The following is a 19,602-nucleotide window of genomic DNA, read 5'->3' as shown; positions in this document are numbered from 1 at the left end:
TTAAGGGGCGGCACTTTCTTTCCTTATTTTTTTATGCTAAATTAAGATAAAGATTAATGTGCCAACCCCATAAAACAAATCTGCATAGGAAAGGTTGATTTAAGTGATATCAAGCAAAATGATGGAACAAGTCTCAAAGAGCTCCGTGATCCGCGCTATGTTCGAGGAAGGCAAACGCCTTGCCAGCCTATACGGCGCAGAGAACGTCTATGATTTCAGTCTTGGCAATCCAAATGTCGAAGCGCCTGAGGAAGTCAAAAAGGCAATCATTGAAATATTACAGGAAGAGAAACCTGCCGCTATCCATGGTTATATGAACAATTCCGGCTACGAAGAGGTGCGGGAAGCGATTGCTCAAAGCTTAAACAATCGATTTGGAACAGGCTTCAACGCAAAAAACATTCTTATGACTGTTGGCGCTGCCGGTGGATTAAATGTCGTTTTCAAGACGCTCCTCAATCCAGGGGATGAAGTCATTACGTTTGCGCCATTTTTTGGGGAATACAACAGCTATGCTTCCAACTATGACGCTAAACTGGTCGTCGTTCCGCCGAATACAGTCGATTTTCAGCCGAACCTCGACGCCTTCAGCGATCTGATTACAGACAGAACTAAAGCCGTTATAGTCAATTCGCCCAACAACCCAACGGGCGTTGTGTATTCGGAAGCGACCATCATCAAGCTTGCCGAAATACTGAGTGAAAAGCAGAAAGCTCTGGGCACAAGCATCTACATAATTTCTGACGAGCCTTACCGCGAGCTGGCTTATGACGGTGTCGAGGTGCCTTATCTCACCAAATACTATACCAATACTATTGTGGGCTATTCTTACAGCAAATCGTTATCACTTCCAGGAGAGCGCATAGGTTATCTGGTGATGCCAACGGAAATGGCAGATTTTGAAAACTTTGTCTCCGCTGCGAACATTGCCAACAGGATCCTTGGTTTTGTCAACGCGCCTTCACTTTTTCAGCGCGTCATTGCTAAATGCCTGGACGCACAAGTAGATTTGGAAGGTTACAACAAAAACAGAGAACTGCTCTACAATAATTTGAAAGCTTTTGGTTATGACTGCATCAAGCCTGAGGGCGCTTTTTATATGTTCGTCAAAGCACCGGTTGCAGATGACAAAGCCTTCGCTGAGATGGCCAAATCAAAAAACATTCTTTTGGTACCTGGAAGTGCCTTTGGCTGTCCGGGGTATGTCAGAATCGCTTATTGTGTTGCTTACAGTACCATTCAGAACGCACTGCCAGGCTTCAAGACTTTAATTGAAGAATGCTGCGCTTAATGCTGACAAGGCTTAAAGCGCTCTCGTTCTGCGCCGCTAAAGGAGGTCTATTCCATGATCCGGGACATGATGGACTCAAATGAATATCAGCTTTGGGAGGGGAAACCTGAAAAGGTGACCTATATAATAGGAAATCCAGTAATGTATGTCGTTGCTTTGGTCTGGGGTGCCTTTGACTTCGCGTTTATTGGCTTGATGTTCGGCGTTGGCGGTGGATTGCCAATGGGATTTGGACTGTTCATGGTCCCATTCTTCCTGCTGCATTTGATGCCGGTCTGGATCGCTGTAGGCGGGCCTATCTATAGAGCCATAAACTGGAATTACATTCAGTATATCTTGACTGACAAGCGGATTTATATTCAGTCCGGTGTAATTGGCAGAGACATCAATGTCGTGGAGTTTACAGACATCAGTGAACCAGAAGTCAATGTCGGTCTCATTGAAAAACTCAGAGGCTGCGGGACCATTCGTCTGACGCCATCATTTTACAGGAACAGCCAAGGGAACCAGCAGCGATCCAACAAGGGCGCTCTGCTGCACATTGAGGATCCTTACAATGTCTATAAGCGCATTAAACAAATGTCAGTGGATATTAAAAGTGATATTCATTATCCCAATGCGCTCAGACCTGGGGAGAATCCTGGCTATAACACAAAGTACGACCCAAAATAAAGGCGCGAAGATAAAATTACGAGATTATGTTATGTTTACTAACTCAACTTGACGTTTTTAGCTAAGTCCTGGGAGGTCGTTTTAACTATGGAATTTCTGGAACGTGTCAAACTGAACCGCAGCTATCGCGGCTTCGATCAGGAGAGGATCGTAAAGCGTGAGGAACTGGAGTCTCTAGTTGAGCTCGCGCGCTTTTGTCCATCAAGCATCAATTTCCAGCCTTTGAAGTTTTATCTCTCTTGTGATGCGCAGACGAACGCTGTTATACAGCCCCTGACGGGTTGGGCGAGAAGATTGCCGCATTTGAATCTGCCTCGAGAGGGCCATAATCCAACGGCATTTATTGTCATTTGCGCAGACAAAAATATTGCGTCAAATCCTGAGCGGTTCATGAAGGATGTTGGCATTGTCGCACAAACTATGCTTCTTGGGTCGATTGATCTGGGTCTTGGCGGCATTATGATTGGTAATTTCAGCGCTGCGAAAGTGTCAGAAGCGCTTCAACTGGCAGACCACTTAGAGCCGGTGTTGATCGTCGCCATCGGCAAACCGGATGAGGAAGTGAGACTGACAGAGTTGCCGGACAGCGGTGACGTCAGCTACTCACGGGATGAGCAGCATGTGACTTATGTGCCGAAACGGCCTATGAATGAGCTGTTGATTAACAAATAGAAAAAAGTCTAAAGATGATGGGATTATATTTGCCCAGTCTGAATAGACCGACATAAAAAAGAATGCAAAAAAACAGACAACCCCAGTCGAAAAACCGGGGTTGTTTTTTAATGTGTGAAATTCTAAATGAGTGGATCTCCTTAGCCGAAGAAGTTCATGAAGGTAGTGATAATGGCGGCATTGAAGAAGTCAATGAAAAGGCTGCCTACCAGTGGAAGGATGAAGAAAGCGACTGGTGATGGGCCAAAACGGCCAGTGATTGCTTGCATATTGGCAATGGCGTTCGGTGTCGCGCCCATGCCAAAGCCGCAGTGACCGCCTGTGATGACCGCAGCATTGAAGTCACGGCCCATGACATTAAATGTGACAAATATTGCGTAGATTGCCATAAGAACAGTTTGCGCCAACAGCATGACGACCATTGGGACAGCCAGCTCTGCAAGTTCCCATAACTTAAGGCCTGAGAGTGCCATAGCAAGGAAGAGGGAAAGGGCAATGCCGCCAATCATTTCGATCTCAATTTCAGGTGTCTTCCAAGACTTTTTAATGTCAGAAATATTACGCATAATGGCTGCAGCGAACATTGCGCCAATATATGACGGGAAGGTCATGAACTGGCCGAGGAAAGCAGAAATAATGGTTCCGATACCCATTGCTATGATAATCTGAATGGTTGCTGATGTAATTGTAGCTGGAATCAGTTGCTCTTCTACCGAGTTCTGAAGGAATTCCGGATCTTCGTGCATTTTAGCGTGATCAGCAATCTCCATATTTTTCATGTCGGAAGCTGAATCTGGCTTAAGTTTGTTTTTATCGATGAGGAACTTCGCAATTGGTCCGCCAATCATACTGCCCATAACCAGACCAAAGGTTGCGGAAGCCATGGCGACAGACATTGCACCGACAGCGCCCCGTTCTTCAAAGAGCGGCGCGAAAGCGCCAGAAGTGCCGTGTCCGCCAGTCATTGGCGTAGAGCCGGTGGCCAAACCAATAAGTTCGTTGAGACCGAAAACTTTTGCGAGACTTACGCCAAGGATATTTTGCAATACGACCAGACCAATGGCTGCCATAAGGAATACAAAGACTTTGACCCCGCCTTTTTTAAGGACTCGGAGACTCGCCGTGAAGCCGACAGTTGTGAAGAAAGCAGTCATTAAAACACTTTGAAGTGTGTTATTGAAGACGAAGGCGAGGATTCCGGTTTGTCTGAGAATGAGTGCGATAATAGCGAACAATAAACCACCGACTACTGGTGCTGGAATGCAGAATTTTTCGAGGAATTGGAGACGTTTTCTGAGGAACTGGCCAATGAGCAGGACGACTGTGGCGAAAGCTAAAAACTGAATCATATCCAGGTTTAGTGCCATCATTCCGATTTCTTGATTCATTTCGAACATTTACATACCCCCTGAGATTTAAGCTTTGAATGAGTGCGGCTGACATAATATAAGTCACAATAATGACGCTGGCTCATTATAGTATGCACCTCACAAAATCGCACAGCATTCGACAAAATGTAACAAAAATACTTTTCATTCTTTTGTAAACTGTTTGAATATTCAAGAGTATGCGTAAAAATATTCAACCGCCTTCGTTTTCCAGTCTGAGTATATTTTTGAAAAGCGGGTATCATCGAAGTGATGTAGATCGCCTCTGTCAGGAGGAACGAAAGTGAAAACACTTCAAGCATATTCGAGGAGGATGGTCAAATGAGAATTATTATGGGGATTTTGATTGGTCATAGAGAAGAGGAGGCGCTCAAGGTTCAAGAGCTTCTAACGCGCTATGGATGTTACATCAAGACGCGTCTTGGCCTTCATGACACCCCTGTTGAAGGCTCTTGCAGCTCAAAGGGTTTGTTGATTCTCGAATTTTTGCCTGGCAACGAAAAGGAAGTTGACGCCCTTGAAAGTGAACTTAAAAAGTTGGAATCCTTTGTCGTTAAGCGCATGGAATTCTGATGTATAGAAATATGCCGTTACGCACCTGTAACGGCTTCTTTCATAAACCAGCATATAGCATTTGACAGCTGGGCTGTGAACCAACAGATTCATCAAATACGACACATTTATGAGAGGTGAATTATGAAAAAACATTTGATTTTACTGGCATTTTTATTGGTCCTGACTCTCGTTTTTGGAACAGGGTGCGGCCAACAATCCGAGTCTCCGGATGAAGCGCCTGCTGAGCAGCCTTCTGAAGTTTCAAAAGAACCGGTCGTCGTCGCCACAATGCTGGATTCAGAGGGCAGCATCTTTGGCAAAATGATCATTCAGATCCTCAACGCAAACGGCATCGAAACAGTGGATAAGGTCAATTTTGGAACACCGGACATTCTGAGAAAGGCGCTGGAAAACGGAGAAGTCGATCTGGTCCTCGATTATACTGGCTCCGGCCAATATTATCATCCTGAGGACGCTGCAGATACTTCAATTTGGAATGATCCACTGAAGGGATATGAATTGACAGCCAAACTCGATAAAGAAAAGATGAATCTCCTTTGGCTGACGCCGGCTTCTGCCAATAATACTGAAATGATCGCCATAAAGCGGTCGTTTGCTGAAGAAAACAACATTGTCACCATGACGGATCTGGCAGCCTATATCAATGCCGGAAAGCCGTTCAAACTGATCTGCAGCGCAGGGTTCGCCGAGAACACCATGGGACTGCTCGGTTATGAAGAGGCCTATGGATTCAAACTTAAGGATGATCAGCTTATCATTTTGTCTTCAGGCAACACCGCCGAAATGCTAAAAGCGCTCTCGGAAGGTACCAATGATGTCAACGCTTCCCTGGTTTACGGCACAGATGGCGCTCTGGACAAAATGAATCTCGTCGTCGTCGAAGATCCGGCCCAGGTGCCTCCGGTGTACCTGCCGGCACCGGTACTCAGAGGTGAAGTCGCAGAGGTTTACCCTGAAATTGAGAGTTTATTGAAACCTATCTTTGAATCTTTGAATCTGGAAGCCCTTCAGAAGCTCAACGCTCAGGTGGCTTATGATGGGAAAGACGCCGCTGCGGTTGCGAATGCTTATCTTAAAGAAAACGGATTTTTAAAATAATGAGAGAAACCTCTTTAAAAGTCCGAGTGGGTCTGACCCTGGCTGTTCTTGCCCTGGCACTTTTACCACTCGGCACCTTCAGACCCAACCGCGTGGTCAGGGGTATTCCGCTGAACGCAGCGACGCTGTTGGACGGTAAAAGCTTGACAGCGGCAGTGGTGGTTTTAGTAATCACAGCCGGACTTTATGTGTTTAGGGAACGCATTCGGAACTCAATGGTGCTCTTAGGTGTGCCGTGGCTTCTGTGCTTTGCTCCCGGACTTCTGATGCTGCTGCTTTCGCAGGCAAGCCCTGCCGGGGAGAGCTTCGACATGGAGGTCGCCAGGATTTCGCTGAGCTCGGGATTCTGGCTGGTATTTGCCGGTATCCTCATACTTCAAAGTTGTGCGCCACACGGTGGAATTATGATGACGCTGACCGTTTTAATTGCCATTACAGTGCCAGGGGTGGGACTCACACCCCATTTGGCACTTTACAAAGAATTTATGAATATTGAGGTCACGTTCTACGCAGAATTGCGCCGGCATCTGACATTGTCCCTGACCTCTGCAGCTGTCGCTCTTTTTCCTGGGATCCTGCTTGGTTATGTCTGCCACAGACACCGGCGATTGAGGGAATGGATTATAGGCGCCGTCAATCTGTTTCAAGTAGCTCCGACCTTATCGCTGCTGGGCCTGATTATGATTCCGTTGACGGTCCTTTCCAGAAACGTCCCCCTGGTTGCAGATCTTGGGATTCGCGGGGTCGGTTTTGCGCCGGCATTTATTGTACTGACGCTTTACTGCCTGCTTCCCATTACTGCGAACGCTTTTTCGGGATTTGATCAAGTGGAGTCTTCAGTGATTGACAGCGCGGTGGCCATTGGGATGACTAAGCGGCAGATTTTCAGGCAAGTTCTTCTGCCGCTTGCTTTGCCTGTAATTTTTTCAGGAATCCGGACTGCGGTGACACAAAACGTGGGCAACACTATTCTCGCTGGGCTTATTGGCGGCGGGGGGATGGGTGCGCTCATTTTTCTGGGGCTGTCACAATCGGCAACTGACCTGGTTATTTTAGGGACGATTCCCGTCGTCTTGATGGCATTGATCTTGGAAGCAGTATTTAAACTATTTGAAGATCGTATGACGCAGCGGGTGGGTGTAGCGCATGATTCGCTTGACACAGGTATATAAGGCCTATGGGGCTCAGGAAGCATTAAGAGGTGTCGATCTTGAGGTGCCTGAGGGACAATGCGCAGTGCTGATTGGCCCTTCTGGATGCGGAAAGTCCACGCTTCTTAAAACCATAAACAGAATGGTGGGCATCGATGCGGGGCGCATTGAAGTTAATGGAAAGAATATTGCAGATTACGCGCCTGAGCTGCTCAGACGACAGATTGGATATTGTATTCAGGGTGTAGGCTTATTTCCTCATTTTACCGTCCATGACAACATTGCTGTCGTTCCGCGGCTCTTGAAGTGGCCGGAATCGCGCATCGAAGAACGGGTTAAGGCGCTGATGGAGATGAGCGGGTTACCTGAAGCTTATCGTTTAAAGAAGCCTAGAGAGCTCTCCGGCGGAGAGGCACAGCGGGTTGGTGTTTGCCGGGCGTTGGCCGCGGACCCGCCTGTGCTGCTCATGGATGAACCATTCGGCGCAGTGGACCCTTTAACCAGGGAACGACTTCAGCTGGCCTTTATGGAGATCCAAAGAGCACTGAGAAAAACTGTCGTCTTCGTGACCCATGATGTAGAAGAAGCTATACTTCTGGCGGATCGCATTGTACTCATGAATCAGGGTCTGATCCTGGATGCTGGTACCCCCGGCAAATTTGCGGGTAAAATTGAGGATCCTTTTGTCAAAAGTTTTTTGGGGAGCGAGTATCCGCTAAAACTGCTGAAACGTTACTTTGCGAGGGATCTCAGCCTCGAGAATCTGCCATCGTGGTATGAGGCTATGCCTGAGTCTGACCGTAATTTGCTCCAACCGGATGTAAGTCTAAAAGAAGTACTTTCAGAAATGATGAGACTGGGTTTAAGGTCGGTCCCAATTGAAAGTGAAAGTGGTCGATTTGTCAGAGTGGAATATGACAATCTTGCGGATTATCTGAGCGAGGTGTCGAAGTAATGAAGACATCAGGATTTTTTAAGGTTTCCAATACGGATTCATCACACTCAGTCTTTTTACGGGACAAAGGTGTTTCCACAAAGGGCATCAGAAAGTGGCTCGTTCCTGGGCTGTACGCCTTTGGCTTTTTGATTTGGATCTTCTTTTTTGACGAAGGGTTATCTGTTTTATCTCCATGGCTTCCAAAGCGTGCGGCGCTGCAGATGAGAACACCGCTCCATATGCTGGCATGGCAGCATTTTTTCATTGTCGCGGTTTCGACGTCACTGGCAGTTGTCACCTCGTTATTTTTGGGAAGTCTGGTCCATTTAACACAAAACTCGGAGTTGAAATCCCTGGTGCTGTCTGTAAGTGCTATTGGTGAAACCGTTCCAAGCGCGGCTGTCATTGCACTCTCTGTTCCTCTTTTGGGTTACGGCAATTTAACCTGTATGCTGGCACTTTATTTGTATGCTATATTGCCTGTAGTTCGCAATACCATAGTGGGCATGGAAACTATTTCTCAAAGCGTCAGGGAAGCCGGAACCGGCATGGGCATGACTCGCTTTCAACAGTTCCTTCACATTGACATTCCCCTTGCTGCTCCAATTATCTTGACAGGAATCCGAACAGCGCTGGTAATCAATATTTCGGCGGCGACAATAGGCGCGACTGTTGGTGCAGGAGGGTTTGGCGTTCCTATCATCTCTGGCATAAGGGTTTACGATCCGCTGATGGTAGTGCAGGGATCGGTACCGGTTCTATTCATGGCTATGTTTGCTGACAAATCATTAAGGTTATTGACATCTGAGGAGGAAATTCTATGAATCAATACGCACTTTTTGCTTTCAATGGCAACGCAATGTGCTTTGTACACGTTTTACTCAACGCAATGGATTTGAAAGCTCGAGGCGCAGAAGCAGTGGTTATTGTTATAGAAGGTGAGGCTGTGAAACTTGTCCAAGATCTGGAAACTGCCAGGAATCCGCTATACATGAAAGCGAAGGAGCAGGGATTGCTTGACTGCATCTGCAAAGCCTGTTCTGCTAAAATGGGCGTTCTCGAGTTTAATGAATCCACTGGCATTCCAGTGACCGGGGACATGAGCGGACACCCCTCTATGGCGGACTATTTGGAGAAAGGTTATCAGATCATAACGTTCTAGAAGGGAGACTATGCAATGCAATTTATCAAACTAAAAAAAACTGATTTTGAGATTTCCAGGATTGGTCTCGGGACCAATGCCGTGGGTGGCCATAATCTGTACAGCGCGTTAGATGAAGAACAGGGAAGGGCGCTCGTCAGAGAAGCCCTCTCTCGGGGGATTACCTTTTTCGATACGGCAGACGCTTACGGTCTGGGACGTTCAGAGGAGCTGCTCGGTGAAGAATTGCGCGGTAGGCGGCAGGAGGTCATCATTGCGACAAAAGGTGCCATTCAGAATGGTTCGGATGGGAGCCGGAAAATCAACAATCGGCCGGAATATTTGAGGGCAGCCCTTGAAGCGAGTCTGAAACGGCTGTCTACAGATTATGTAGACCTGTATTACATTCACTATGTGGACCCTGAGGTGCCTTTGGCGGAGTCTGTAGGCGCCCTCGAGCGGCTGAAAGAAGAAGGGAAAATCAAGGCAATCGGACTTTCCAACGCAACGCCGGATCAGTTGAAAGAAGCCAACCGCAGCGGTTTGATCAACGCTTATCAAGGCGCCTACAATCTGCTCCAGCGCGAAGCAGAGGAAGAGCTGCTTCCTTATTGCGTCGAAGCAGGCATTGCTTTCGTGCCTTATGGTCCGCTGGCTTTTGGAATCCTTGGAGGCAAATATAGCCTTGAGTTCAAACTGTCTCCAGAGGATTGGAGAAATAAAGTGGCTTTATTTCATGAAACTCAGTTTAAAGAAAATTTGCACCGGGTTTCAAGACTCAAGATGATTGCCGATGAAAAGAATACCCTCCTCCCCAACCTGGCACTGGCATGGCTTTTGCATCAAAAAGGCGTCGATGCCGTTATTCCGGGTGGAAAGCGTCCGGAGCAAGTGGCTGAAAACGTTAAAGCAGGCTTGGTTGAACTGACTGAAGAGGACCTGATCAAGATTCAAAATGCAGTGAAGTAGGGCAGGTATAGGCATTTGTCTAAGGGAGGAAGTAACTGCATAAGAGATTTGTTTTCTGTCTCTTTGCAAGTTGTTTCCTCCCTTTATATGAAAGGCGGAGAAATTATGAACTTTGTAATAGATTTTATGAAGCCTGAGGATTGGCCTCAGGTCGCTGCAATTTATAGAGAGGGAATAGACACTGGCCTTGCTACTTTCGCTACACAGGTACCTGAATGGAAGGAATGGGATTCGGCACATATTGAGGCATGTCGACTTGTGGCCAGGCATGGAAACGATATATTGGGTTGGACTGCCCTGAGCCAAACTTCAAAACGAAACAGTTATGCAGGTGTAGCTGAACTGAGTATTTATGTCGCTTCTAATTGTAAAGGGCTTGGTGTCGGAACCGAGCTTCTGAGGGCATTAATCAAAGCCTCTGAGGAGGCGGGGTATTGGACCTTGTGGGCAGGTATTTTGAGTGGTAACATAGCTAGTCGCGGACTACATTTGAAATGTGGTTTCCGGGAAGTAGGAATTCGAGAGCGTCTCGGCAGGATGGAGGACGGTACCTGGCATGATGTGGTGCTGGTGGAGCGTCGAAGTGACTTGTTTTAAACTATCGAAAGAATTGCATTAAAACATAAAAATGTGATTTTGTAGATAAGTGCCTCTTGGTTTTTTGAAGTGAACTTATTGATTTTTAAAAAAGGGAAGTTGGCGTATAGACTGTCTATCTTAATGACTGTCATATGGCACCAACTTCCTTTTTTGTTTTTGCATTGATTAAATTATTTAAGAATTGCGGTTTTCATACTGTTCAGTGCTTTCTCCAGCGTCTCTCTTGGGCATGCGACATTTAGGCGCTCAAATCCATTGCCTTCAGGTCCAAAAAAGTAGCCTTCATCCAAAGCGACTTTCGCATTTTGCAGCATCAAACTTTCGAGCTTGACAGGATCCGATTCGTAATGGCTCAAGTCAACCCAGACCAGGTAGGTGCCTTCTGTATCATATATGGTTGCTTCTGGGAGGTGTGAGCTTAAGTATTCGCTGACAAAGCGGATATTGTCATCCAGATAGTCTTTGAGCTGTTCAAGCCAGACATCCCCCTCATTATAGGCAGCAATGGCAGCAACAATAGCAAACGGGCTTGCCATACCTACAGAGAGACGACCATCAATTTCCTCAGTCCAGCGACTACGGAGCTCAGGATCATTTATGATGATGTTGGAGAGATGTAGTCCTGCCAGGTTAAAGGTTTTGGAAGGCGCTGTACAGGTGATGATGTTGTGCTTATATTCAGGGCACAAGGCTTCCAGTGGGTAATGGGTAATGGCTTTACGAGTAAGATCCCCGTGAATCTCGTCTGAAATGATCCACTTGTCATAAGTTCTGCACAAATCGACAACACTTCGGAGCTCATCTGGCGTCCAGACACGGCCAACCGGATTATGGGGGCTGCATAGGATTAAACCCTTGTTTTCAGGTTTTTTGAGATGCATTTCGAGGTCTTCGAGATCCATTTCATAACGGCCATTTTGTATTTTGAGCGGACTATTGACCACATGACGCCCGTTGTTGACTATCTTATCTGTAAACGGATAATAGACAGGGCGCTGAATGATTATCGCATCGCCATGCTCTGTTAAAAGCCGAATAAGCACTCCAATGGCCGGAACGACGCCTGGACTATAATAGATGGCCTGAGGGTCTATAACCCAGTCAAATTTTCTTTTAAACCAACCAGTGACGGCTTCAAGATAAGCGTCAGATCTGTAATAGCTATAACCAAAGATGTTTCGGTCAAGACAGGTCCGCAGTGACTGAAGGATTGGTTCGGCAACTGGAAAATCCATATCCGCCACCCAGAGTGGCAGGGCATCTTTTGGGGCTTTGGGGAGAAATTTACTCATCCAGTCCCATTTGAGTGAGTCGGTGTTAGTTCGATTTAAAATTTGGTCAAAATTGTAGTGTTCTGACATGCTTCAATCTCCTCCGGTTAGGTTGTAACTTCTATTGGCTGCGTCTATAATTGAATCAGTATCACGCTATGCTCTGTTCGTAATTACCCAAATACATAGCTGAATCCCTGGAATTTGATGGGAAATTGACTGAAAAATTATACCAAAGGGGCAGTGTTCATGTTTCTATTTGAAACCGAACGTCTTGGACTGCGTTTGCTTGAACCAGGAGATCTTGAGGAGATCATGACCTTCTGGGGGGATGGGGAGGTTATGCAGTATTGTGGTGGCCCTGGGACACGTGAGCGAGAGTTGAGGGCAATTAATTATTATGCAGAGCTGCAGCGGAACCGCGGGCTTTCTGTCTATGGTGTCTACGAGAAACAGGATCAATGCCTAATTGGTGCCTGTGGGTTCAATCCTGGGGAGAACGAGGCGGAAGCGGAACTGATTTACCACTTCGCAAAACGCTGCTGGGGGAAGGGTTATGCCATAGAAGCTGCGAAGGCTTGCATTTCTTATGCGCGTGGCGTACAATCTATAGAACGGATTGTAGCCTCTACTGATCCCCAAAATGTTGTTTCTGGAAGAATTCTCGAAAAACTGGGTTTTCTCTATGAAGGCATGAAGTGGCATGAGGATCTGAAGCAGGAAGAGCCAAGTTATAAGATGAGCTTAAGATAACACACAATGTGTTTGTATTGTTTGAAGGAGTTGAAATAATGCAAGAATTGAAGCGTCCCTGGTTTAAAAAAATTCCGGTCTGAACGAGGACTATGTTGCTGCTGTTAGCGGCTTACTTTATCAATATGGCTATAACCAGATTTTTTTAATAAGAGTGATGAGACTCTGAAGCCACCTTGGTTTGTATTTCACCGAGGTGGCTTTTGTTGTTTTGAAAATGAGGATAGAGTAAGGAAGGAAAGAAGATAATTTAACCTGAAAGCGGGATCGACAGACAAAATCCGCAGACTCAACATTCTAATGATCAGTGCTTTACATCTACTTTTCCCTCTCTTAACGGTTAATCGCCGTAAAAACAGGTATAAGTTAAATACTTAGTAGGTTCAAAAGTAAACAGGAAGGTCGTGGTTATATTGAAAACTGGTACTGATAATTTTTTAAAGAGCGAAGCCCAAATGAAGCGATTGGGATGGCTCATTATGGCGTTGATTGTTTCCCTAGGTGTGATGACCTTGACAGCCTGCTCGAAACCTGAGGAACCAGCAGCTCTGGCGCCGTTAGAAGGGGAGATTGATGACTTGGCGACCGACTTTGTTGCGGCTCTGGTGGCGGAGGATTTTGAAGCCGCTTCTGGTTATTTTGATGCTGACATGCTGAAAGCCATTCCAACCGATAAGCTTGGGGACCTATGGGAGCAGCTCCTTTCCCAAGTTGGCCCTTATCAGAATGAGATCAGCAGAAAACAGGAAACTTCAGAAGGTTATGACGTGGTAATTGCCACTGTGAAATTTGAAAAGTCGCCTTTGAACATACGAATGGTTTTCAACAGCGATCAAAGAATAGCAGGGCTGTTCTTCCAGCCTGCCGAAGATACTGCGGTGGAGACACCGCCCTACGAAGTTCCAAACTATGCTGACTTGGAACGGATAGAAGAGCGCGAGGTCGTGATTGGAGAAGGGGAATGGGCTCTCCCGGGGACATTGACGCTGCCGGCTGGGGATCAGGGGAGCGGCAAGGAGTGGCCATTGGTGGTTCTGGTTCATGGATCGGGACCGAATGATCGTGATGAGACCATCGGCCCAAACAAGCCTTTTAAGGATTTGGCACTGGGGCTGGCCTCAGAAGGTGTTGCAGTGCTCAGGTACGACAAGCGGACTCTGGTGCACGGACAGAAGCTGATGGCGGAAGTGCCTGAGATGACGGTTCAGGAGGAAACAATAGAGGATGCGCTTCTTGCCGTGGAGCTGGCTATGGCCATGCCTGAGGTTGACGCATCGCGGGTGTATGTGCTGGGCCACAGCCTAGGTGGAATGCTGGCGCCCAGGATTGGCGTGCAGTCGAATGGACTCGCCGGGTTGATTATCATGGCGGGGGCAGCAAGGCCCCTGGAGGAACTGATGCTGGAGCAGATGACTTATCTTGCCGGCATTGATGGGGATGTGACGGATTATGAAACTGAAAATCTCAAGGAAGTCAAAGAACATATCGCTCTTATTCAGGATCCAAAGTTGGATCCGAAAACGCCGCCAGAACAGCTTCTTGGGGTTCCGGCAGCCTACTGGCTGGACCTTCAGGGCTACCAGCCGGCTGAAGTGGCGAAAACGCTCGACCTGAAGATGCTCATCCTGCAAGGGGAGCGTGACTACCAGGTGACTATGGCGGATTTTGGTCTCTGGGAGGCGGCACTTTCAGGAAGAAACGGTGTCAAGTTGGAAACGTTTCCGGAGCTTAATCATCTTATGATGACAGGCTCTGGCAGTCCAAGAGTTGGTACCCTCAGCACACCGGAGGAATACAATGTGGCTGATCACGTATCTGTAGAAGTGATTCAAGCCATACTGGAGTTTGTGAATTAAGCCACTGAAGTCATATCCTGTGAGCTCGGAGCTTGAATTCAACTACGTTTGGTTCAAATGCATCATTTTTTTCACCTAATGGAGGTGAACATAATGAGGAAAGTTTGGTTTTTTTTAGTTCTATCCCTGCTGGCGATTGCCTTTACAGCGGGGGTTATGCTTTCTGCTGGCGCAGATACCGGCGAATTGGTCCGCGTCTACCGCAATTTGATTCGCGTTGAAGTCAACGGGAACCCTGTCACCATGGACAATTTTCTCTATAACAACCGCACCTATGTGCCAATGCGCGAGGTTGCAGAGCTGCTGGGCAAGGATGTTCGCTGGAATGCCTATACCAGTACAGCGGGGATCAACGACCTCATTTATGAGCGCGACGCGCTTGCGGCACTGCTTCCATCAGAGATTGGACATACCTGGATCTACAACGGCTTTGCTGAATATGGCCATACCGTGACTCTGGATCGGATTGAAGAAGCGGCTAACCGAAGGACCTATGTGCTCTCTGGCGAGGTATTGGACAGCTCGGATGGTGAGGGCAATTTGGGGCGCGGGATCTCCTTAAACTACATCCTCCAGGGCAATGCGCTCATTCAGGAAAAGAAGGCACCCATGATGCTGGATTCAAAATTTGACCGGCTGACGGTAATCGAAACCCCGCTGGTTGCAGGGACAACCTGGACGGAGACGCTGATGGACCAGAGTGGCCGCACGGCTAAGATTGACGCTATTATTCAAAAGGTTGAAATTGTCGATGGCAAAAAGCAGTTCACGGTGCGCCATCAAGAGGTCGGTTCGCCGTATTACGAAGTCAGGGTGTTTCGTGAAGGTGCTGGAATCCTGTCCTTTGAAAAGCTTCTGCAGCTCTCAGACTCCAGTATTCCTGTCTCCTATAGTCTGTACATGGGAGGCAAGCTGACGCAGGTTCCAGTGACGCTTTATTTTGCCACGCCTCAGGCTGATGGTGTCCTTCCCGAAATCCGAACCATGCTGGTTTCTGACGGCGCCGTTGCCAGAGCGGCAGTTATGGGACTCATTTGGGGACCGCAGAGTGAAAATCTCAGAGCGACGATCCCTGAAGGTACAAGACTTCTAGGGATTTCGGTCGCAAACGGATTATGTACAGTTGACTTCTCTAAAGAGTTTGTGGACAATCATCCAGGCGGAAGTGCCGGTGAAATTATGACGCTGTCCTCGATTCTGAAGACACTCCAAGAGTTTCCAAGTATTGAGAAAGTTCAGATTCTAGTGGAAGGTCAGAAAGGTGCGACACTAGGGAATATTTTGTTGGATAAGCCTTTGGAGTAATGTATGGATTTAGGATGTAAAATGGTAAAAAGAGAAGACCTCAGGTGGCCGAGGTCTTCTCTTTTTATTGGAAGGCGGCGTCAGAGGGCTAGCGTCTGTCACACCCGCCTTCCTGATTTTTAACTCAAATCAATACCTGAATACCGCTGCCAGTGGTTCGCCCTCTGGCATATCTTCCAGATCCAGCATGTAGACAGCTGCGCCTGAAAGCAGTGCAGGAGCAGTTAAGGCACTCAGCAGATCTCTGTGGGTCACCTCTGGAACTTCAGCGGCTTCTAGAGATTGCTGTTCGAGGTCGAAGGTACCCCATTGACCGGCATTTTTCGCCATCATGAGGGCCTCGACACGGTTTTGATGGGCTGCGAAAAAGATTTCTTCCAATTTGGCAGATGCTAGCGGGCTCTCTTGGCCATGAAGCATGGTGAATTTTTCTATCGCGCGCGTTAGAGGTGTTGTGAAGTGATCTTTGACAATAGGCCAAGCCTTGTTGTGAAGCTGTGCAGGAGAAAGTGCCTCAGGACTTCCTTTCAGGCATTCATCCATCAGGTGCGGATAGGTGTTGACTTCCTTATAAAGTGGAAACAGGGTTTCCACACTGGCGATTACCAGAGGTTCTTTTCCGGATTTCAGAAGTTCCGTTAGGGCGTGATCAATTTTTCTGAAATACTGACGAATCTCAGTTTTTTCAATATCACTGAGCTCGAGAGAGCCATGAGATGGTACACCTAAGGCGGCACCAGCACCATTCTTAAGGGAAATGGATTGAGATTTGTCAAGACCGAGCGCCTGATCTTTATTGAGCGGAAGGTTTTCTATTTCAAGCTCTTCAATTTCAAATTTGCCGGCTTTAAAAAACCTTGCATCATTTATACTGACAGCCAGAATATAAAAGGTGCCGTCACCATGCAAATGTGTGAGCAGAGGTCTGACATTCAACTTGAGATCTATGCTGACGGATGGCTCGAAATGCACGGGCAGTCTAAAGGTTTCAAATGTATCCGGAGTCAGGAACACTGCGAGACCTTCGTTCTGATGTTTCCAAAACTCGGTGTCATGGATCAATTTTTCAATAGGCTTCAGTGTTTCTAAAACTTCCGGTCTGCGTCGCCCGAGCTGAACCAGCCGTTCCTCAGCTTCCTTGGTGAGATTTTTTAACATAATAGGTGCCTGCTGAACTTCCGGGCCGGCTTTAAAAGTCGGCAGATAAATAGTCACGCAGCCTTCTGCTTCGGCGAGGAGCAAACGTTCAAGATCTTGTTTTCTAAACGTATCCATGTATGTCTCCTTTGTCCTGAATCAGGCTAGATCAGGGTGAATGACGGTGTCGGATTATGTCATTCCAAGGCGTGGCCGCCCTGCGGGATGCTAAGTTTCCGCACTATATAGATACCCAGGAAATGCGGTGACGTAACAGTGGGGGGATGGGGGAGTTTTGGGGTGGACGTGAAATAGAATTAGCTTTCAAACATAAAAAAACAGAGCCGTAAAGGCTCTGTCAGGCTATAATCTCTCTGAAACTTCTTCAAGTCGAACATTTTTATTCCTGTCCATCACCTGTTGAATGGTCCATTCATTTTGCATCAGAATGACGGGGTGTTCATACTCATCCTCTACAATCAATGTATCCATAGGCAGCGAGAAGGATTTTCTGTCGAAAGGACCATCTGTCTTGATCCAGCGAATGTAGCGGTAAGGCAGTGGCTGGCGCTGAACCTCAACGCCATATTCGTTGAGAAGGCGGTACTCGAGTACTTCAAACTGAAGCACACCTACAACCCCAATAATCAGCTCCTCAACGCCGACATTTGGTCTGCGGAATACCTGAATAGAGCCTTCTTCTGAGAGCTGGGAGATTCCTTTGACAAACTGCTTTCGCTTGAGGGCATTCTTGGTGTAAATCTTGGCAAAGTGCTCCGGTGCGAACATAGGAATGCCGTCATATTTCAGAAGTGACTTGTCCTGGCAAAGTGTGTCCCCAATATTAAATATGCCTGGGTCGTGGATGCCTATGATATCTCCCGGATAGGCATCCTCGACAATGACGCGGTCCTGAGCCAAAAATTGCTGAGGCTGAGACAAGGTTACTTTCTTATTCTTTTGGACGTGGTTCACGGCCATGCCTTTTTCAAATTTTCCTGAGCAAATACGCAGAAAAGCTATTCTATCCCGATGGTTGGGATTCATATTCGCCTGGATTTTGAATATGAACCCGCTGAAATTGTCACTTACAGGATCAATAGGCCCTAAATTGCTGGATCGGGCGGCTGGCGGCGGAGATACCTCGAGATAGGTCTCGAGAAATGGTCGGACGCCAAAGTTGGTCAGGGCAGAGCCAAAGAAAACTGGTGTCAGCTTGCCGCTGAGGATCATTTCTAGGTTATATTCATCCCCGGCTATATCCAGGAGCTCAAGATCTTCAATCAGCTTTTTGTGGAGAACATTACCGAGCAATGTAATGATTTGAGGATCCTCAAGGTTTCCCGTGATGGATTGTCCTTTAGACTGACCGTGGCTGCTGTCTCCGAAAAGTTCAATAGTCTGGGTCTGCCTGTTATAGACCCCCTTAAACTCTTTGCCTGAGCCTATTGGCCAGTTGATAGGCACAGAGCGAATCCCGAGGTTCTTCTCAATGTCTTCCAAGAGCTCAAAGGGATCCCGGCCTTCGCGGTCGAGTTTATTGATGAAGGTGAAGATAGGAATCCCACGCATATTACATACTTTAAAGAGTTTTTTCGTTTGAGCCTCAACACCCTTATTTGAGTCGACAACCATGACTGCACTGTCCGCTGCCATCAGGGTGCGGTAGGTGTCCTCACTGAAGTCCTGGTGACCCGGTGTGTCCAGGATATTGACACAATAGCCGTCATATTCAAATTGAAGAACGCTGGACGTGACCGAAATGCCGCGCTGTTTTTCAATTTCCATCCAGTCGGAAACCGCATGCTTGGCAGCCCGTCTGGATTTGACCGAACCGGCCTCGCGGATGGCACCACCGTATAGGAGCAGTTTCTCAGTCAAAGTTGTTTTTCCCGCATCCGGATGGGAGATAATCGCGAAGGTTCTACGCTTGCGGACATTTTCTTGTAAAGATGAAATCATATCAGACATACTCAGCTTCCTTTAAAATCATGAATTGGAGTGATTCGGTGTCATTCAAAGTAAAATAATATCGTTAAACCTTTGAAAAGTCAAGAATTTGAGGGGATACAGCATAGAATTTCGACTCGCTGTGTTTAGATAATATCTAACTGGTTATAAATGGTGGTAAGGAAATCAAAATAGTGGCAAAAGGAGTGGATCTCATGTTGAAAAAACTTAAACAAAAAAAAGCAGCTATTGCCAGAAAACAAAAATTAGAAGATGCTAAAAAAGTAGGTGCCGGTCTTGGTATTGGTGCATTGCTGGGAGGCCTTGTCGCCTTGTTCACAGCACCGAAGTCAGGCAAGGAGCTGCGTGCAGATGTCAAACAAACAGTTTCTGACAGTGCAGAAAAGGTAAAAGCGAATGTTGACAAAGTGGTGGATACTACCTCGGGCGCACTGGAAGGCGCCAAAGAAAAGGCTGTGGATCTTAAAGACAAGGCTAGTGGTCTCTTAAGCGCCAAAAAGAGAAAACTGGAAGACTCTTTCGAAGATGTAGAAGAAGTCGCAGAAGACTTCTTCGAAGATGCGGAAGAATTTTTCGAAGGTGTTGTTGATGCCGGTTCAGAAAAAGTCGAAGAGGTTAAGAAAACTGTGAAATCCAAAGTTAAGTCAGTTAAAGAAGACACAGAGGAAATCAAAGAAACTGTTGAAGATGAAGTCGCTGAAGCGGCTGAGGAAATCAACAAGTAAATTTACATGACAGAGGAAGGCATATGCATCCAAGTGATTAATTATGAGCCTGAGCCACATAGGCTTACTCATTTGGATGTCATATGCCT

The 19,602-nt window shown here is 47.0% G+C and carries 19 protein-coding genes; 15 read left to right on the top strand and 4 right to left on the bottom strand.

All coding sequences use genetic code 11. The features are described 5' to 3' along the window. Positions 1-103 precede the first annotated feature (103 nt). The 3 genes from AC4PHM_RS05050 to AC4PHM_RS05040 all read left to right on the top strand — a co-directional run bounded on the left by AC4PHM_RS05050 (position 104) and on the right by AC4PHM_RS05040 (position 2,635). The gene (locus AC4PHM_RS05050) at positions 104-1,291 is read left to right on the top strand and encodes a pyridoxal phosphate-dependent aminotransferase (protein ID WP_492019821.1); all 1,188 of its coding nucleotides are present in this window, start codon (positions 104-106) and stop codon (positions 1,289-1,291) included. A 54-nt stretch (positions 1,292-1,345) separates the two neighbouring features. Continuing rightward, positions 1,346-1,963: a PH domain-containing protein gene (locus AC4PHM_RS05045; RefSeq protein ID WP_492019820.1), complete on the top strand. Its 618-nt coding sequence runs from the start codon at positions 1,346-1,348 to the stop codon at positions 1,961-1,963. Between the two features lie 87 nt (positions 1,964-2,050). After that, the gene (locus AC4PHM_RS05040) at positions 2,051-2,635 is read left to right on the top strand and encodes a nitroreductase family protein (protein WP_492019819.1); all 585 of its coding nucleotides are present in this window, start codon (positions 2,051-2,053) and stop codon (positions 2,633-2,635) included. A gap of 140 nt (positions 2,636-2,775) precedes the next feature. Here AC4PHM_RS05040 and gltS read toward each other — a convergent pair whose 3' ends face one another. Next, entirely contained in the window at positions 2,776-4,032 is a 1,257-nt protein-coding gene (gene gltS / locus AC4PHM_RS05035) for a sodium/glutamate symporter (protein ID WP_492019818.1), read from the bottom strand. A gap of 312 nt (positions 4,033-4,344) precedes the next feature. On the opposite strand from gltS, the gene AC4PHM_RS05030 reads away from it, so the two are divergent. The 8 genes from AC4PHM_RS05030 (at position 4,345) to AC4PHM_RS04995 (ending at position 10,492) form a co-directional block, all read left to right on the top strand. After that, positions 4,345-4,596: a CPF_0552 family protein gene (locus tag AC4PHM_RS05030; RefSeq protein ID WP_492019817.1), complete on the top strand. Its 252-nt coding sequence runs from the start codon at positions 4,345-4,347 to the stop codon at positions 4,594-4,596. Between the two features lie 123 nt (positions 4,597-4,719). Beyond that, on the top strand, positions 4,720-5,697 hold the full coding sequence (locus tag AC4PHM_RS05025) for a glycine betaine ABC transporter substrate-binding protein (RefSeq protein WP_492019816.1): 978 nt from the start codon (positions 4,720-4,722) through the stop codon (positions 5,695-5,697). Beyond that, positions 5,697-6,869 carry an ABC transporter permease gene (locus AC4PHM_RS05020; protein WP_492019815.1) on the top strand — a complete coding sequence of 391 codons (1,173 nt, stop codon included), beginning with the start codon at positions 5,697-5,699 and terminating at the stop codon, positions 6,867-6,869. Before AC4PHM_RS05025 ends, AC4PHM_RS05020 begins: the two co-directional genes overlap by 1 nt. Continuing rightward, positions 6,844-7,803 (top strand): ABC transporter ATP-binding protein, encoded by a 960-nt coding sequence (locus AC4PHM_RS05015; RefSeq protein WP_492019814.1) that lies wholly within the window; start codon positions 6,844-6,846, stop codon positions 7,801-7,803. Before AC4PHM_RS05020 ends, AC4PHM_RS05015 begins: the two co-directional genes overlap by 26 nt. Then, a complete protein-coding gene (locus AC4PHM_RS05010) occupies positions 7,803-8,609 on the top strand; it encodes an ABC transporter permease (protein WP_492019813.1) in 807 nt (268 codons plus the stop codon). Before AC4PHM_RS05015 ends, AC4PHM_RS05010 begins: the two co-directional genes overlap by 1 nt. Further along, positions 8,606-8,947, top strand: a complete 342-nt coding sequence (locus AC4PHM_RS05005) for a hypothetical protein (protein WP_492019812.1) — start codon at positions 8,606-8,608, stop codon at positions 8,945-8,947. The genes AC4PHM_RS05010 and AC4PHM_RS05005 overlap by 4 nt, the downstream gene beginning before the upstream one ends. 15 nt (positions 8,948-8,962) lie before the next feature. Continuing rightward, positions 8,963-9,895 carry an aldo/keto reductase gene (locus AC4PHM_RS05000; RefSeq protein ID WP_492019811.1) on the top strand — a complete coding sequence of 311 codons (933 nt, stop codon included), beginning with the start codon at positions 8,963-8,965 and terminating at the stop codon, positions 9,893-9,895. Positions 9,896-10,000: 105 nt separating this feature from the next. Then, on the top strand, positions 10,001-10,492 hold the full coding sequence (locus AC4PHM_RS04995; RefSeq protein ID WP_492019810.1) for a GNAT family N-acetyltransferase: 492 nt from the start codon (positions 10,001-10,003) through the stop codon (positions 10,490-10,492). 173 nt (positions 10,493-10,665) lie between these two features. Here AC4PHM_RS04995 and AC4PHM_RS04990 read toward each other — a convergent pair whose 3' ends face one another. Then, on the bottom strand, positions 10,666-11,856 hold the full coding sequence (locus AC4PHM_RS04990) for a MalY/PatB family protein (protein ID WP_492019809.1): 1,191 nt from the start codon (positions 11,854-11,856) through the stop codon (positions 10,666-10,668). Between the two features lie 159 nt (positions 11,857-12,015). Here AC4PHM_RS04990 and AC4PHM_RS04985 point away from each other — a divergent pair, with 159 nt between their 5' ends. The 3 genes from AC4PHM_RS04985 to AC4PHM_RS04975 all read left to right on the top strand — a co-directional run bounded on the left by AC4PHM_RS04985 (position 12,016) and on the right by AC4PHM_RS04975 (position 15,680). Then, positions 12,016-12,519, top strand: a complete 504-nt coding sequence (locus AC4PHM_RS04985; protein ID WP_492019808.1) for a GNAT family N-acetyltransferase — start codon at positions 12,016-12,018, stop codon at positions 12,517-12,519. A 479-nt stretch (positions 12,520-12,998) separates the two neighbouring features. Next, the gene (locus AC4PHM_RS04980; RefSeq protein WP_492019807.1) at positions 12,999-14,375 is read left to right on the top strand and encodes an alpha/beta hydrolase; all 1,377 of its coding nucleotides are present in this window, start codon (positions 12,999-13,001) and stop codon (positions 14,373-14,375) included. 93 nt (positions 14,376-14,468) lie between these two features. Next, complete coding sequence (locus tag AC4PHM_RS04975; RefSeq protein WP_492019806.1) at positions 14,469-15,680, top strand: GerMN domain-containing protein; 1,212 nt, start codon at positions 14,469-14,471, stop codon at positions 15,678-15,680. Positions 15,681-15,809: 129 nt separating this feature from the next. On the opposite strand, the gene AC4PHM_RS04970 is transcribed toward AC4PHM_RS04975, so the two are convergent. Both AC4PHM_RS04970 and AC4PHM_RS04965 read right to left on the bottom strand, forming a co-directional pair. Continuing rightward, on the bottom strand, positions 15,810-16,955 hold the full coding sequence (locus tag AC4PHM_RS04970) for a baeRF7 domain-containing protein (RefSeq protein WP_492019805.1): 1,146 nt from the start codon (positions 16,953-16,955) through the stop codon (positions 15,810-15,812). 225 nt (positions 16,956-17,180) lie between these two features. Continuing rightward, entirely contained in the window at positions 17,181-18,788 is a 1,608-nt protein-coding gene (locus AC4PHM_RS04965; RefSeq protein ID WP_492019804.1) for a peptide chain release factor 3, read from the bottom strand. A 194-nt stretch (positions 18,789-18,982) separates the two neighbouring features. Here AC4PHM_RS04965 and AC4PHM_RS04960 point away from each other — a divergent pair, with 194 nt between their 5' ends. Next, positions 18,983-19,513 carry a YtxH domain-containing protein gene (locus tag AC4PHM_RS04960; protein ID WP_492019803.1) on the top strand — a complete coding sequence of 177 codons (531 nt, stop codon included), beginning with the start codon at positions 18,983-18,985 and terminating at the stop codon, positions 19,511-19,513. The last annotated feature ends 89 nt before the right edge of the window (positions 19,514-19,602 follow it).

It is taken from the genome of Acidaminobacter sp. QWL-03, from assembly GCF_058683855.1.
Note: the sequence above shows the minus strand (reverse complement) of the source record. Positions and strands in the feature narration are given on the sequence as shown.

Bases quoted from the DNA above. Each gene is read 5' to 3' on its own strand.
- AC4PHM_RS04995 (WP_492019810.1), top strand. From the start codon at position 10,001: ATGAACTTTGTAATAGATTTTATGAAGCCTGAGGATTGGCCTCAGGTC.
- AC4PHM_RS05010 (WP_492019813.1), top strand. From the start codon at position 7,803: ATGAAGACATCAGGATTTTTTAAGGTTTCCAATACGGATTCATCACAC.
- AC4PHM_RS04960 (WP_492019803.1), top strand. From the start codon at position 18,983: ATGTTGAAAAAACTTAAACAAAAAAAAGCAGCTATTGCCAGAAAACAA.
- AC4PHM_RS05015 (WP_492019814.1), top strand. From the start codon at position 6,844: ATGATTCGCTTGACACAGGTATATAAGGCCTATGGGGCTCAGGAAGCA.
- AC4PHM_RS04980 (WP_492019807.1), top strand. From the start codon at position 12,999: ATGGCGTTGATTGTTTCCCTAGGTGTGATGACCTTGACAGCCTGCTCG.
- AC4PHM_RS04990 (WP_492019809.1), bottom strand. From the start codon at position 11,856: ATGTCAGAACACTACAATTTTGACCAAATTTTAAATCGAACTAACACC.
- AC4PHM_RS04985 (WP_492019808.1), top strand. From the start codon at position 12,016: ATGTTTCTATTTGAAACCGAACGTCTTGGACTGCGTTTGCTTGAACCA.
- AC4PHM_RS05040 (WP_492019819.1), top strand. From the start codon at position 2,051: ATGGAATTTCTGGAACGTGTCAAACTGAACCGCAGCTATCGCGGCTTC.
- AC4PHM_RS05020 (WP_492019815.1), top strand. From the start codon at position 5,697: ATGAGAGAAACCTCTTTAAAAGTCCGAGTGGGTCTGACCCTGGCTGTT.
- AC4PHM_RS04965 (WP_492019804.1), bottom strand. From the start codon at position 18,788: ATGTCTGATATGATTTCATCTTTACAAGAAAATGTCCGCAAGCGTAGA.
- AC4PHM_RS04975 (WP_492019806.1), top strand. From the start codon at position 14,469: ATGAGGAAAGTTTGGTTTTTTTTAGTTCTATCCCTGCTGGCGATTGCC.
- gltS (WP_492019818.1), bottom strand. From the start codon at position 4,032: ATGTTCGAAATGAATCAAGAAATCGGAATGATGGCACTAAACCTGGAT.
- AC4PHM_RS05045 (WP_492019820.1), top strand. From the start codon at position 1,346: ATGATCCGGGACATGATGGACTCAAATGAATATCAGCTTTGGGAGGGG.
- AC4PHM_RS05005 (WP_492019812.1), top strand. From the start codon at position 8,606: ATGAATCAATACGCACTTTTTGCTTTCAATGGCAACGCAATGTGCTTT.
- AC4PHM_RS05000 (WP_492019811.1), top strand. From the start codon at position 8,963: ATGCAATTTATCAAACTAAAAAAAACTGATTTTGAGATTTCCAGGATT.
- AC4PHM_RS04970 (WP_492019805.1), bottom strand. From the start codon at position 16,955: ATGGATACGTTTAGAAAACAAGATCTTGAACGTTTGCTCCTCGCCGAA.
- AC4PHM_RS05025 (WP_492019816.1), top strand. From the start codon at position 4,720: ATGAAAAAACATTTGATTTTACTGGCATTTTTATTGGTCCTGACTCTC.
- AC4PHM_RS05030 (WP_492019817.1), top strand. From the start codon at position 4,345: ATGAGAATTATTATGGGGATTTTGATTGGTCATAGAGAAGAGGAGGCG.